Annotated in this window: 11 protein-coding genes; 4 read left to right on the top strand and 7 right to left on the bottom strand. The window is 44.0% G+C overall.

Annotation, left to right across the window (positions count from 1 at the left end):
* The first annotated feature begins 330 nt into the window (after nt 1-330).
* From MiAbW_RS00755 to MiAbW_RS00745, 3 genes are read left to right on the top strand one after another with little or no spacing between them, the layout of a single operon-like run.
* Nucleotides 331-1,077 (top strand): pseudouridine synthase, encoded by a 747-nt coding sequence (locus tag MiAbW_RS00755; protein WP_151694503.1) that lies wholly within the window; start codon nt 331-333, stop codon nt 1,075-1,077.
* A 26-nt stretch (nt 1,078-1,103) separates the two neighbouring features.
* A complete protein-coding gene (locus tag MiAbW_RS00750) occupies nt 1,104-1,865 on the top strand; it encodes a helix-turn-helix domain-containing protein (protein WP_151694502.1) in 762 nt (253 codons plus the stop codon).
* Between the two features lie 8 nt (nt 1,866-1,873).
* Nucleotides 1,874-2,725: a hypothetical protein gene (locus tag MiAbW_RS00745; RefSeq protein ID WP_151694501.1), complete on the top strand. Its 852-nt coding sequence runs from the start codon at nt 1,874-1,876 to the stop codon at nt 2,723-2,725.
* Between the two features lie 207 nt (nt 2,726-2,932).
* Here MiAbW_RS00745 and MiAbW_RS00740 read toward each other — a convergent pair whose 3' ends face one another.
* The 6 genes from MiAbW_RS00740 to MiAbW_RS00720 form a co-directional block, all read right to left on the bottom strand.
* Nucleotides 2,933-3,925: an aldo/keto reductase gene (locus MiAbW_RS00740; protein WP_151694500.1), complete on the bottom strand. Its 993-nt coding sequence runs from the start codon at nt 3,923-3,925 to the stop codon at nt 2,933-2,935.
* A gap of 51 nt (nt 3,926-3,976) precedes the next feature.
* Nucleotides 3,977-7,042: an efflux RND transporter permease subunit gene (locus MiAbW_RS00735; RefSeq protein ID WP_151694499.1), complete on the bottom strand. Its 3,066-nt coding sequence runs from the start codon at nt 7,040-7,042 to the stop codon at nt 3,977-3,979.
* Between the two features lie 82 nt (nt 7,043-7,124).
* The gene (locus MiAbW_RS00730) at nt 7,125-7,502 is read right to left on the bottom strand and encodes a four helix bundle protein (protein WP_151694498.1); all 378 of its coding nucleotides are present in this window, start codon (nt 7,500-7,502) and stop codon (nt 7,125-7,127) included.
* Between the two features lie 75 nt (nt 7,503-7,577).
* On the bottom strand, nt 7,578-9,038 hold the full coding sequence (locus MiAbW_RS00725; RefSeq protein WP_151694497.1) for an efflux RND transporter periplasmic adaptor subunit: 1,461 nt from the start codon (nt 9,036-9,038) through the stop codon (nt 7,578-7,580).
* Nucleotides 9,039-9,138: 100 nt separating this feature from the next.
* The gene (locus MiAbW_RS20375) at nt 9,139-9,261 is read right to left on the bottom strand and encodes a hypothetical protein (protein ID WP_274596514.1); all 123 of its coding nucleotides are present in this window, start codon (nt 9,259-9,261) and stop codon (nt 9,139-9,141) included.
* A 51-nt stretch (nt 9,262-9,312) separates the two neighbouring features.
* Entirely contained in the window at nt 9,313-10,890 is a 1,578-nt protein-coding gene (locus tag MiAbW_RS00720) for a hypothetical protein (protein WP_151694496.1), read from the bottom strand.
* Nucleotides 10,891-11,373: 483 nt separating this feature from the next.
* Between MiAbW_RS00720 and MiAbW_RS00715 the strand changes: the two genes are divergently transcribed.
* On the top strand, nt 11,374-11,865 hold the full coding sequence (locus MiAbW_RS00715; protein ID WP_151694495.1) for a hypothetical protein: 492 nt from the start codon (nt 11,374-11,376) through the stop codon (nt 11,863-11,865).
* Here the strand turns inward: MiAbW_RS00715 and MiAbW_RS00710 are convergent.
* On the bottom strand, nt 11,862-12,896 hold the full coding sequence (locus tag MiAbW_RS00710; RefSeq protein ID WP_151694494.1) for a M42 family metallopeptidase: 1,035 nt from the start codon (nt 12,894-12,896) through the stop codon (nt 11,862-11,864). The genes MiAbW_RS00715 and MiAbW_RS00710 overlap by 4 nt on opposite strands.
* Nucleotides 12,897-12,990: the final 94 nt, after the last annotated feature.

Below are 12,990 nucleotides of genomic sequence, written 5' to 3'. Positions count from 1 at the left end.
CGTAAGGAAAACTAGCCCGACTTTTTTAACAATTGTCGGCAAAATTTTGCTTGCTTTTTTCAGGGCTTTTTGCAATAATATTTTTATAAGACTTTATATATAATGGACTATTGGAGTCTAATTAAAAACGCACAAATTCCCATTATAAGAAAAGTATAACCGAAGCCGCCGCCCAAGTCAAGGGATTACTCCTCTTTTTTTTGAGAAGTTTTCAAAGAAAAAAATCCAAGAGGCAGCCGGAGATATTCGGTTTTTCTTCACTATTTGGGCGAAAAAACCCTTTTAGGATGCCTATAATAGGAGATAGAAAGGGTTAAAAACTAAAAAAAAATGGCGGAGAGAGTCCAGAAAATCCTTGCCCAGTGGGGGATTGCCTCCCGAAGAAGGGCGGAGGAGATGATCGTAGCCGGCCGGGTGAGACGGAATGGCAAAATCGTGCAGTTAGGAGAAAAAGCCGACCCCGAAAAAGATCACCTAGAGATAGACGGAAAAAAAATTGAACCGGGCAATCGTCCCCAAAGATTGTATATACTAATCAACAAACCCATTGGTGTGGTTTCTACCTGTAAGGATCCACAAAACCGGCCGACGGTGATTGACCTTTTGCCCGACTCCCTCGCCAGCAAGACGGGGTTACATCCCGTAGGAAGGTTGGACATTAACACCACTGGGGCTTTACTCCTCACCAACGACGGTCAACTCACCCTCACCCTCACCCATCCCCGTTATCACTTGCCCAAAACCTATCGGGTTTGGCTAGATGGTGCCATTGATAGACTTGCTCTCCAGCGTTGGCGAGAAGGTATCTTCTTAGGGGGAAAAAAAACCTTACCCGCACAGGTTGAGATTCTCAAGCAAACCGACCAAAAAACCCTATTAGAAGTTATTTTAGTGGAGGGAAGAAATCGGCAGATTCGCTGTGTAGCTGAAGAATTAGGTTATCACGTCCTGAAACTTCATCGCAGTGCCATCGGTCCTATTCAACTAAACTCTGGTAATAATTCCCCCTTACCCTTGGGTGATTACCGTTTTTTAACCCTTGATGAACTGAAATATTTAAAGAACCAGATTAACTAAGCTGAAAGTCAGCCCCTAATAGCGATATGTTTCGCCTTCTCCAATCACAACTCGATCCCCAGCATAGACAGCGCACCAAATTACTGGAAATCGGCGTTTATTTGCAAAAAAATCGCCTAGAACAGTCCCTTTCTCTCGAGGAAATTGCCCAGAAAACCCTAATCCCGCGCCATCGCCTAGAAGCACTGGAAGCGGGAGATTTGGAGGCATTGCCCGAACCGATTTATATTCGTTGGTTAATCAAACAATTTGCCGATAGTCTGTCCCTGGATGGTGAGACGATTAGCCGGCGTTTTCCCACCAAGGTCAATAACTTTTTTAGGGGAACAAAACCGTCTTTATCGCTGCCGAGTCTTCAAATTCGCCCGATTCATCTCTATTTTCTCTATTTAATCTTAGTTATTGGTTCCGTACAAACCCTATCCCACGTCCTGCAAAAATCGGTACTGCAATCCAATCGCTTGCCGCCGCCTTCCTTGCCACAACAGCAAATTGTCCAACCGAAAAGCAATCCCCTTCAACCGGTAGCCAACAAAACCAGCAATAATCAGCAGCTGGTGGTGGAGGTAAAACTGGAGGATGACTGCTGGCTGCGGGTGGTGGTGGATGGGAAGACAGAATTTGAGGGTGTACTGCCCCAGGGAAGCCATCGCACTTGGCAAGCAAACCGAGAATTAACCGTGAGGGCGGGTAATGCCGGCGGGGTTTACGTTGCTGTTAATAATGCCAATGCTAAACAACTGGGGCAACCGGGCAAAGTCGAGGAAGTCACCTACCGGGCAAATTGAGCGAATTTATGCAAAAGGTCTTTTCACCCCTTGAGCGCCTTCAGGGAGGGTTAATCGGGGCATATATTGGGGAATGCTTGCATAATCAACCCCTAATACCAGCCTTTAACTATGATGCTACACCAAGGACGACCCTGCTTTTACAAGCTCTGCAATCTCAGGAGGATATTACAATTGCGATCGCAGCTAGGCAGCAGTCGGAATCGGCGTTATTATTTGTGCTGTTGCCGGAGATTTTAACCTGGCCTGACCATGGGGAACGTTGGCAAGCTAGATTAAATTTTTGGCTGAAAAAGGGCTTAATTTCCCAGTTAACCCGACAAGAAGCGATAATTTGGGGAGAGGCAGTAGGTCTGTTATTAAAGGGAAAAAGGCCTTTAAATCAGTTAATGGGGCAATTACTAACTATTAACCCCAAGAATAAGCTATTAGAGCAGATTCAGTCAGCTTTAGGGCAGAATCATCCCTTCGAGTTCATTTTATCGGCTTGGGCGCCAGAAATCTCACCTTTGGGAATTGCGATTGCAGTTTCTCTTTATACTTTTCTGCAAACGAGCGAGGATTTCGCCGTTAGCGTGCGTCGCGCTAATTCTAGTCCCTATGAACGACAATTAACCAGCACTTTAGCGGGAATTTGGGCGGGATTGTACAACGGTATCGAGGGGATTCCCCTAGCTTGGCGGCAAAATTTGCCGAAAGAGCCTGTTAAACAGCAATTAATCGATAAAGCTGAGGAAATCTATCGAATTTCTTTAGGCATATCTCCTCATCTTGTTTTATCTCCTCATACTGCTGTCGCTTACGGGGGAACAATCCAACCCCGTCCTAGCTTAAAATTGGTCTCTCAAGATAATAATTAGGGTTTGCTGAATAAATCTAGAAACCTTGTTGGACAATATCTTTAGGCTTTTTTGACCTCAAAAATTGCCAGTTCTTCGAGTAATCGGGGGAAAATTGGCTCTCTTATTCTTTGTCTGATAAGTTTAACTTATCAGCGATCAATCTTTGCGTCCTTTGTGTCTTTGTGGTTCGCTCCACACCCCACCAACAAGCTTTTTCAGCCAACCCTACTTAGTTTGAAAGATATTTTGTACCATTTTTTTATCCAAACCTGCGGCAATTTTATCTAATTCTGCTATTTCCCCACTGTCTAAACTCCATCCTAAAGCCCCTAAATTATCCTCAGCTTGCCGAATATTTTTAGCTCCGGGGATAGGAATTGTTCCCTTACAGATACACCAATTTAAGGCAACTTGGCTAACGGTTTTATTTTTAGCTTGGGCGATAACTTCTAGGCAACTTATCAGAGGCGAAATAGCGGGAATTAATTGACCAAAAAGGAAGCGCCGTAATCCTGATGGTAAGTTTTTATTATCTCGATATTTCCCCGTTAATAACCCCAAAGCTAAGGGACTATAGGCAATAATTTTAATACCCAATTGATCACATAGTTCCTTTAATCCCAAGTCAGTGAGAGGATAGGTAGAAAGGAGAGAATACTGTACCTGTAAACTGGTAATAGGAATGCCGCGACTGGCAAACTTTTGATAGGCAGACTCCAATCTTTTCGGTCCAAAATTGGATAAACCGACTCCTTTAACTAACCCCTTTTCCAGACAATCCCCCAATCCGTCTAATAATCCTCCCTCCTGCCATGGCGCATAATTGCCGGTTGACCAGTGCATTTGCACTAAATCCACCCGGCGGCCTAATCTGGTTGCCGAAGCTTGACAAGCTTTCACCATGGCATGACGGGTTAAACGCCAAGGATAAGGGGCGAGTTTGGTGGCAATACGGATATGATCAGCGTTATAACCGCTATATTCCCCCGTAAAGCGTCCTAATAGCTTCTCACTTTGTCCGTTGAGTTTGCCTGTGCCGTAGGAGTCTCCCGTATCAAATAGGGTGACACCCCGATTGACGCAGAGATTAAAAACCGCTTGTAACTGGCTATCCATACTCTCATCGTAACCCCAGAGAAGACGATTTCCCCAGGCCCAAGTACCGCAGCCCATGGGGGGAAGAGATAGAGTTTTATCTGTGACTGTCAAGGGATTCATGGGTTAGTTTCTCTGGGTTTTTTCTCAAGCTTTCAGCAAGATATTCTACTACTAAATCGACTTGGGTTTTTGTTTAACAAATAATCCCCGGAACCAATAGTAAAAACTATCGATATAAGTAAAGATTACCGGCACAACCACCAAAGTTAATAGGGTGGAAGTGGTAAAACCACCAATAACAGCAATTGCCATCGGTGCGCGAATTTCCCCATCTGCACCTAAAGCTAAAGCAATCGGTAACATCCCGGCAATTGTGGAAACGGAGGTCATAATAATTGGTCGTAAACGAGAGACTCCCGAATCAATCACCGCCTTAAATTGTGGTTTCCCTTCCTGAAGACCACTCAAGGCAAAATCTACTAATAAAATCGCATTTTTAGTGACTAATCCCATCAGTAAAACTATGCCAATTAAAGCGTATAAACCTAACTCTTTTTGGGTAATTAAAAGAGCGATTAAAGTGCCACCAATCGATAAAGGAAGGGAAGTTAAAATCGCTAGGGGATAGAGAAAATTGTTGTACAACAAGACCAGAATCCCATAGATAGAAATAATTGCTAAACTTAACGCCCCCAAAAAACGAGCAAAGATATCGCGCATAATGCGAGCATCACCAAAGGGTTCTTCTGTCACCTCTGGGGGTAAGTTTTTCATGATTGGTAAAGCGCGAATTTGTGTCACCGCACTTCCCAAAGAAACTCCCTCTAAATTAGCTCCAATATTAACCTGACGTTGACGGTTAAAGCGTTGAATTTCCGCAGGTCCACTACCTAAGCTAATTGTCGCCACCGAGTTAAGCGGTACTAACGTCCCATTACTGCTAGGAACGCGCAAATTTTGCAGAGTTTCTATCTCACTGCGTCCATCGTTGGCAATTTTTACCCGGATGGGAATTTGTCGGTCAGCCAGGTTAAATTTAGCCAAATTAAACTCATTATCGCCGATTAAAGCTAAAGATGCAGTACGGGCGATCGCTCTGACCGAGACTCCCTGATCAGCAGCCCGGACGGGATCCGGTTGAATAATAATCTCCGGTTTAACTAAACTTACCCCGGAACTTACCTCGACAAAACCGGGTAAAGCCCGCATTTCTCGCTCTAATTTTTGGGCAGTTTGGGTTAAAATATCGCCATTTTCACTTTTTAGGACAATAGCTACATCTTTACTGCTTCCTGCTCCTCCCTGCGCCCGAAAAGTCACTCTAGCCCCCGGTATCTTCTGGAAGTCCCGACGGGTTTGTTCCTCAAATTGCCGTTGAGTTAGCGATCGCTGTTCCTTAGGAACTAAATTAACATATATTAACCCCGTATTTACCCGCCCCGAATCTCCCGGAATAGCCAAAACATTAGCGACGGCGGTATTTTTTTGCAGTAAACTATTCACCTGATTAGCCACGGCAACGGTATCATTCAAAGTCGCGCCGGGAGGCAATTCTAGGCTGATGGTACTTAATCCGGTATCCCCAGAACTAAATAACCCTTTTGGAATCAAAGGAACTAACTGTAAACTACCGATAAAAAAGACCAAAGCCGCCAATAAAGTCAGGATTCGATGACGTAAAGCCCAAGTTAACAAACTTTTGTAGGGACGAAAACGGGGGCGCGAGGAGGGATGATTATCACCGGTTTTGAGCTTTTTCGGCTGTAGAATATAGGCACTTAACATCGGAGTGACGGTGACAGCGATCAAACTGGAAAAAAGGGTAGAAACCGCCACCGTAACGCCGAAAGGTTGAAAGAATTGCCCCGGCACACCGCCCATAAAAGCAACCGGCAGGAATACGGCCATAATTGCCGCCGCACTGGCTAAAACGGCTAATCCAATCTCTTTTGAGGCATCAAAGGCCGCTTGCAGGGGTTTTTTACCCATAGCTAAATGTTGATCGATGTCCTCCACCATACACACCGCATCATCCACCAGATTACCCAAAGCTAAAGCTAAGGCCAGCAGGGTCATGCCGTTAAGGGTATAATTTAGGGACTGCATCACCCAGAAAGTTGGGAAAATCGACAAAGGCAGGGCCAAACCCGTGATAATCGTGGCGCGCCAATTACCTAAAAATAGACCCACCGTGATCACCGTCATCATACAACCAATCAGGAGATCGCTGAGAAGGCTTTCGTAACTAGCACGAATTGAGTCGGCACGGGTAAAAATTAATTGAAATTTAATATCTTCGGGCAGTTTTTTCTTTAAATTCTCGATTTCTTGACGAACTGCTGTTTCTACCGTCACCAAGGTGCTGCCAGTCCCCCGTAAAATCGAAAAACCCACCACTGGCTGCCCATCTAAGATGGCCATTTGTCGAGGATCACTGGAACTATCGCTAACTGTCCCTAAATTGCTTAAGGGGACGGTATCACCGTTAGGTAAAGAGATTTGATAATTTCTTAAATCTTCGATGGTTTCAGCGCTGCCGAGGGTGCGGACAGTTTGTTCACTGCCGGCGATTTCCGATCGCCCTCCGGGTAAATTAATATTAAAACTGCGAATTTGGTCATTAACTGCCGTGGCCGTGATCCCGTAGGCGATCAGACGGCCGGGATCTAAATCTACACGCACTTCTCGATCGACTCCCCCAACGCGATCGACTCGCGCTACCCCTGGTACTCCCGTTAAAGCGCGGCCAATTTGACGATCGACTAGATCACTTAATTCGGGGATCGATCTTTTCGGGGAGGAGATGGTATAGTTCATCACTGCACCCCCGGCAAATTCTAAACGTTGGACAATTGGATCATTAGTATCTTGGGGTAAATCCTGCCGAATTTGCGCTATGGCATTACGCACATCATTGGTAGCGCGATCGCTGTTAGTGCCAAGGATAAAGTTAACGGTGGTGGTGCTGCTGCCTTCGTTAACGGTAGAAGTAATTTGATCGATATTACCCAAAGCAGCCACCGCATCCTCGACTTTTTTGGTGACTTGGGTTTCCAATTCCTCAGGACCTGCGCCGGGTTGATTAACGGTGATAATCACGGCCGGAATGTCAATATTAGGAGAGCGATCAATCCCCAATCCTAGAAAGGCAATGTATCCCATTAGGGCCATAACCAGGGAGATCAGGATCGTCGGAATGGGATTTTTGATAGACCAATTAGAAATATTAAAAGCCATAATTTCAGTTATCAGTTATCAGTTATCAGTTATCAGTGGGTAAGTTATCAGTTACCAGATGTGAGTTTTCAGTTACCGGTTATCAGTTATCAGTTTTTGGTTTTTGGTTTTTGGTATTTTCTTGGCAGGTTTTTAGAATAGCCCAAAGCATTTTACCAATTTCCTCCGCATCATCATTGATACTTTGAAAGGCTCTTTCCTCTATGTAATTCGTGTCTTTCAATAGAGACAGCCAATACTTTGTTTCTAGACATTCCTTATAAGCTATTGACATTTTAGCTCGAAAATCAGCTTGAGAAATAGCTCCATTAGCCTCGGCAATGTTAGCCCCGATTGAAGTGCCACTCCTTAATAGCTGTTTTGACAAAACATATTCTTGTTTATTCTCACACAAATATTTATAGCCTTTAACAATCCTAATGGCAAATTTATAAGCTTTATCATAAACTTTACTCTCCATCCGTTTGCCCCGCTACCGATCACTGATTACTGTTTACTGATCACTGATCACTGATCACTGATCACTGATCACTGATTACTGATCGCTGATTGCTGTAATTTTGTCGCCATCACCGAGATAGGCTGCCCCTTTGACCACAATGCGATCGCCTGCTTGTAAACCCGTAAGAATTTCCACGCGATTATTCGGCATAATTTGACCTAATTGCACAGTTTTGGCGGTAACGGTGTTATCAGGTTCCACTAAATAAACTAGAGCTTGATTATCTTTTTGGGGTAAAACCGCGGTCATGGGGACGGTTAAACTATTGCTAGTATTCGTCACGATCGCACCTCGTAAAAACATCCCCGGTTTTAACCCTGTATTGTCGGTTAAATCGACTTTAACCGTTGCTTGACGGGATGCCTCATCGACGATGGGATTAATTTCGCGCACCTGTCCCGATAATTTTAAACTGCTATTAGCATCGGAAGTGATAGTAACAGGCGCTCCAACGCGGATTAAGGGCAATTGATTCTCAGGAACCCGCAATCTTAGCTCTAAACGCCCATTTTCGATGATTTTAAAGAGAGCATTTTGACCGTTGGTGGTGTCCCCGATGCGGCCATTTCTTTCGGCAATTTTGCCACTAACCGGAGAAATCAGGCGTGTCTCGTTTAATTGAGCTTTAACAATGGCTAAACGGCTTTGAGCTTCCGTTAATTGGGCTGTAGCTTGGGCGATCACTTCGGGACGGTTGCCTGCTTGCAATTGCGCTAGTTGCTGCTCTGCTTCTCCTAAACGAGATTGGGTCTGTTGTACGATCGCCGCTTTGTTTCTTTCTTCATTGAGGACTTCATCGAGACGATCCCGGGCGATCGCTCCTTCCGCTTCTAAACTTTGGTTTCTCTGGACGCGTTTTTTAGCCAAATCCCAATCCGATTGAGCTTGACTAATTTCGGCTTTTATGCGTTGAATAGCTTGTTTAGCTCTAGCGATCTCCTCTTTACGGCTACCCGCTTGCAATTCTGCCAAACGCGCCCGGGATTGGGCGACATTTGCCTGTGCTTGGGTTAATTGCGCTTGTAGGACGGTATCATCGAGACGAGCGAGAATTTGACCTTGACTAACGATATCGCCCTCATCGACAAAGATTTCTTTGATTTGTAGTCCCGTCGCTTGGGAAAGAATCGGGATTAATTCATCGGCTGCCACGCTTCCAGTCGCTTTCAGTGTGCGGGCCACGGGAGTAGATTCTACCCTAGTGGTGGTTACTGTTTGTGCTGGTGCCTCATTTTTTGCCGCTACGGGCTGAGTATTGGGGTTTTGGGCTGTTTGGGGTCGATTAGCGAAACGAGTCGCCCCTAGAGTCAATAAAACCCCCAATCCCACACCGATAAATAAACCCTTTCCTCCCGATAGCCAAGAGTTGGTTTTTGTCGGTTTTGACGAGTATTCGGGTTTCTCTGGCTCAATTTCGGGATTAAATGCGATAACTTCGGGAACTAGCGAATTATCGGCTGAATTCTGGTTATTTTCTAGGGTATCTGGCCGCACGATCTGCCCTCTCGGTAGATTCTGGATAAAATGTTAAGTTTTGTATCCATTTATAATCTAACGGAAAAAGGTCGCCTGTGGGGAAAGTAAGAAAGTCTTGTTACTCTACAGCGATCGCGTAGGGATTGTTGTTCATCAAAAAAGCACGGAATCCCACAGCAATCAAGGAACCACTCAAAAGAGTTATTAATGTCCAAATTTGGTTGCTTTGGGTTCCTTCCACCTTGATCAGCTGTCATTGCGGTTAACTCCTATCAGTCGAGAGATAATGTAATTATCGATAAAAATCCTCTTCATTCTCCACTTCACTTTTTTTGAGAAATCTCTCCTCATCTTCCAATTTGTCGCTTATTTCTGGCAGTTTTAGCAATAGTCCGGCGAATAACCAATAGTAAACAGAAACAGGCTCGACGGAGAGAGGATAATAGTAGGGATTATAGCTAATAAAAAGTAGGAAAATCCAGATACAGAGACCCCAATGCTTTAAAGCAGGATTTTTTACTTTTAAATAGGCTTTAAAGGTGAGAATACAGAGAATTGTCACCAGTACCATAAAAGCGATAAAACCGACGATACCGCCTTCGTAGAGGAGTTTAGCGTAGTAGGTTTCAATTAGTCTTATCCCTTCTTCTCCCGCTACATGACGAGCGCCACTGGTGGCTCTGCCTAAACCAAAACCAAAAAGCTCTACATATTTGAATATCCACTGCATTTGATCAACTACAAAGTCAATGGGAGACGAATATAGCCAGCGATCGATAAAATTTAGCCATCTTTCCCAAATAAAGGGAATTAACATCACCGCAAGCAGGGAAATCAGCCCCAAGATTCCCAATTTTAATGGTAACTTTCGTTTCTCTTTGCTATTAGCAATAAAAAGAACCAAGTAAAACAAAGGCACTAGCAAAAAAGGTACTCTTTGTCCAGAAGCCAGAGTCGCCAGGAAGACTAAAACCATTGCTACCCAACCAGCGATGCGCCATCTTTTTTGCGGATCACTAAAACTGGCTGCGTAACTGATGGCGCTACTAGATACTAAAAACCAAGCCCATTGCCAAGGATCAGAAAGTGTGCCGGGGAGACGAATTAAGCCTCGATCGGGATTATACAATACTGAACCCCCGACAAAACATTGAGCTCTCAGGCTGGCTTTTTTGCTAATATTCGGATAAGATTGGGCGTCTGATTTCGGGGCAATAACTTCCAGTTGATTGAGGGATTCACTATCGGGACAGATACCTTGTAGGAGTAAGAAGTATTGAATTAGAGCTAAAACGCAACAGATTAAGATCATCACGATTAAAAGCCGATTAACCGCGAACAAATCCCTTTGTTGCTCGATTAGATAGTAGCCACAGAGAACTAGGGGAATATAACTGAGGAGGGTTTTTAATCCCACAATTCCCACGGCAATTTCTCCTTGGGGCAGATTGACAAAAAGAAAAGTTATCAAGCTGCTGGCAAGTAAAATCAAAGCTGCGATGATAAAAGGTTTGATTTGGGGGTATAATTGCTTAAAAGTTTTGGTTTTAATTAAAATTGCCGCTAAAACACCGTAATAAAAGGCATCTTTGGCGATTTTGTAGAGAGCATAGGATGTATCTGCGTCAATTAGGTTGCCCTTTAGCTGAAAAACTCTCGCCACGGCCAAAGCGAAGGTACTATTTAGGGGAAGATAGATGATCAGGGCTAATAATCCCAGACGGGGATAGATAAAAGAAGCGACCAGGGCGGGAACTGCAAAAATCCCTAACAAGGCCACTTTTTCGTCAAATACCATTCCTAAAACTAGACTAATTAGTATAGTGGCGATCGCTAATATAGTCAGTAATAGGAAGTTCCTCTCCTTCATATCGTGTAGCTTGAATAGGTTTAGCAGAAAGTGTACCAAATTTTAGACGAGATTCTTCTTCTCAATGGCGGAGGTTGGGGGCTTTTCAGTGATCAGTAAAAAGTAAAAAGTAAACAGTGAGGTTCTTCGGTTTGTGTTAGGCAGTAGACGGGGTTATAAGAGATGAAACCTTTATAGAGAAAGACATTTGACGATTTTTGTCAATTGTTTTCCCTCTAGAACGAACTATAGCGTTTCCTGTTCGCAAGAGGTACATTATCAATCCTGAAAAGCTTAATTATCAGAGGTTTAAGTGTGCCACACAGACGTGAGAACCGCTATAATCAATTAAGTCTCTTGCCAGATAAGGATTTAGTCTATTTATGCCCCCGATCGAACCATAGCAAGTAACGAAGAACCGATCTGATACTGATCAAAGTTTCCTTTTGCTTCTTAGCTCTTGCTATACTTATTGAAAATTTTATTGATCTCAATCTTGACCCCGTGGCCGAAAATCCTTCTTTTCAACACCTTTATCAAGCTGGCATCAGTGCTTTTGAGCGTGGACAATATCGTCTTAGTATCCAGCAATTAAATGCGGCTTTAGCCTTAATTTCTCTAGGATCCCGGGAAGGGGGTGAGATTCAAATTTGGTTAATTTCTGCCCATCAGGGGTTAGGAGAGGGGGAGAAAGCTAGTGAAATCTGTAAGCAACTTATTACCCATCCTATCTATCAAATTCGCGAACAGGCCAAGCGTTTACTTTATATTATCGAAGCTCCCCGTCTCAAACGCCCGGATGAGTGGATGACGAAGATTCCCGATTTGGAGAAACTTCCCGATAGTACAGCGCAATTTAAAAAGGGAACAAATAAACAGAAGAAAGAAGAATCCCCCCCACCCATGCAGTTAGAGCAGCACAAAAATACTGTTTTTAGCGGACTGGCGATCACCGTTGTTCTATTGATGCTCTGGTTTTTTGCTAAAAATGGCTAAATTAGTTGACAATAAGCTTCTAATATGCTAATGCAGTTGGCTATGGCTCCTAAATGGGCAATTTCATAACCGTGGGTGTTTTGGGTGGGAAAACCTAAGCAAGCGGCCTTAGCTATATGACCGAATTTCATGGCAATGGAGGCATCGCTACCAAAACCACTAATAATGGCTAATTGCAGGGTTATTCCCGCCTTTTCGGCCGCAATTCGTAATTCTTGATTTAATTGCTCATCATAGATACCGTAACCATCCTGAGACAATAACACAGGACTGCTGCCATCCTGAATCGGATATTCAGGAGCGAGGGGACAGATTTCTAGGGCAATTAAAGCATCTAAGCGGTTATTTGCCGTGAAAAATAAGGCCCCTAAGGCTCCTACCTCCTCCTTAGCTGAGGCAACCAGATATATATCCACTGCGGGGTTAATTATTCTGGCCGCTAATTCTAAAAGAATCGCCACAGAAGCTTTATTATCGAGGGTATAACTGGCAATGTAGTCTTTTAGTCGAAAGGGTTGTTTTCGGTGTTTTCCCACCACGACTCGACTACCGACGCGCACCCCGCAAGCGTCTAATTCTTCTGGAGTCAATTTTGTCTCTATCCATGCGGATTCCCAGGTGACGGGAGTGTTTTCCTGCTGCACTTTTTGCGGGGATTCATGGGAAATATGACGGGAACCAAAGGAGAGAATCCCCGATCTGGTTTCTTGATCACCGATAATATCCACCACTCCCTCTCCGTAAATCCAAGGAAAAGCACCCCCGAGTCGGCGAATTTGCAGAGTGCCATCGGGATTAATTGCCTTGATAATAGCACCAATTTCGTCTTTATGACCAGTAATAGCAATTTTTTTAGTCGAATCCCGTCCTTTAATCTTTCCGATGACATTTCCTGCTTGATCTTGCCATGTTTCTAATCCTAACTCTTGAAAGCGTTCTAGTAAAAAGCGATCAATTTCCGTTTCCATTCCACTAGGAGAATGATGGAGGACAAGAGTGGCAATAGTGTCAAAGAGTTGATCAAAATCCATATTTATCTTGATTTGTGAGTCGAGAGAGAATTATTATCGAAACAGGAAATCGAGAAGGTTTGACAGGAACAATATTGGCGCAATCATAGACCTT

The sequence above is a fragment of the Microcystis aeruginosa NIES-4325 genome (genome assembly GCF_008974145.1).
Lineage (GTDB): Bacteria > Cyanobacteriota > Cyanobacteriia > Cyanobacteriales > Microcystaceae > Microcystis > Microcystis aeruginosa_G.
Note: the sequence above shows the minus strand (reverse complement) of the source record. Positions and strands in the feature narration are given on the sequence as shown.

Excerpts from the sequence above, each read along its gene's own strand:
- MiAbW_RS00755 (WP_151694503.1), top strand. The coding sequence starts at position 331 with ATGGCGGAGAGAGTCCAGAAAATCCTTGCCCAGTGGGGGATTGCCTCC.
- MiAbW_RS00750 (WP_151694502.1), top strand. The coding sequence starts at position 1,104 with ATGTTTCGCCTTCTCCAATCACAACTCGATCCCCAGCATAGACAGCGC.
- MiAbW_RS00745 (WP_151694501.1), top strand. The coding sequence starts at position 1,874 with ATGCAAAAGGTCTTTTCACCCCTTGAGCGCCTTCAGGGAGGGTTAATC.
- MiAbW_RS00740 (WP_151694500.1), bottom strand. The coding sequence starts at position 3,925 with ATGAATCCCTTGACAGTCACAGATAAAACTCTATCTCTTCCCCCCATG.
- MiAbW_RS00735 (WP_151694499.1), bottom strand. The coding sequence starts at position 7,042 with ATGGCTTTTAATATTTCTAATTGGTCTATCAAAAATCCCATTCCGACG.
- MiAbW_RS00730 (WP_151694498.1), bottom strand. The coding sequence starts at position 7,502 with ATGGAGAGTAAAGTTTATGATAAAGCTTATAAATTTGCCATTAGGATT.
- MiAbW_RS00720 (WP_151694496.1), bottom strand. The coding sequence starts at position 10,890 with ATGAAGGAGAGGAACTTCCTATTACTGACTATATTAGCGATCGCCACT.
- MiAbW_RS00710 (WP_151694494.1), bottom strand. The coding sequence starts at position 12,896 with ATGGATTTTGATCAACTCTTTGACACTATTGCCACTCTTGTCCTCCAT.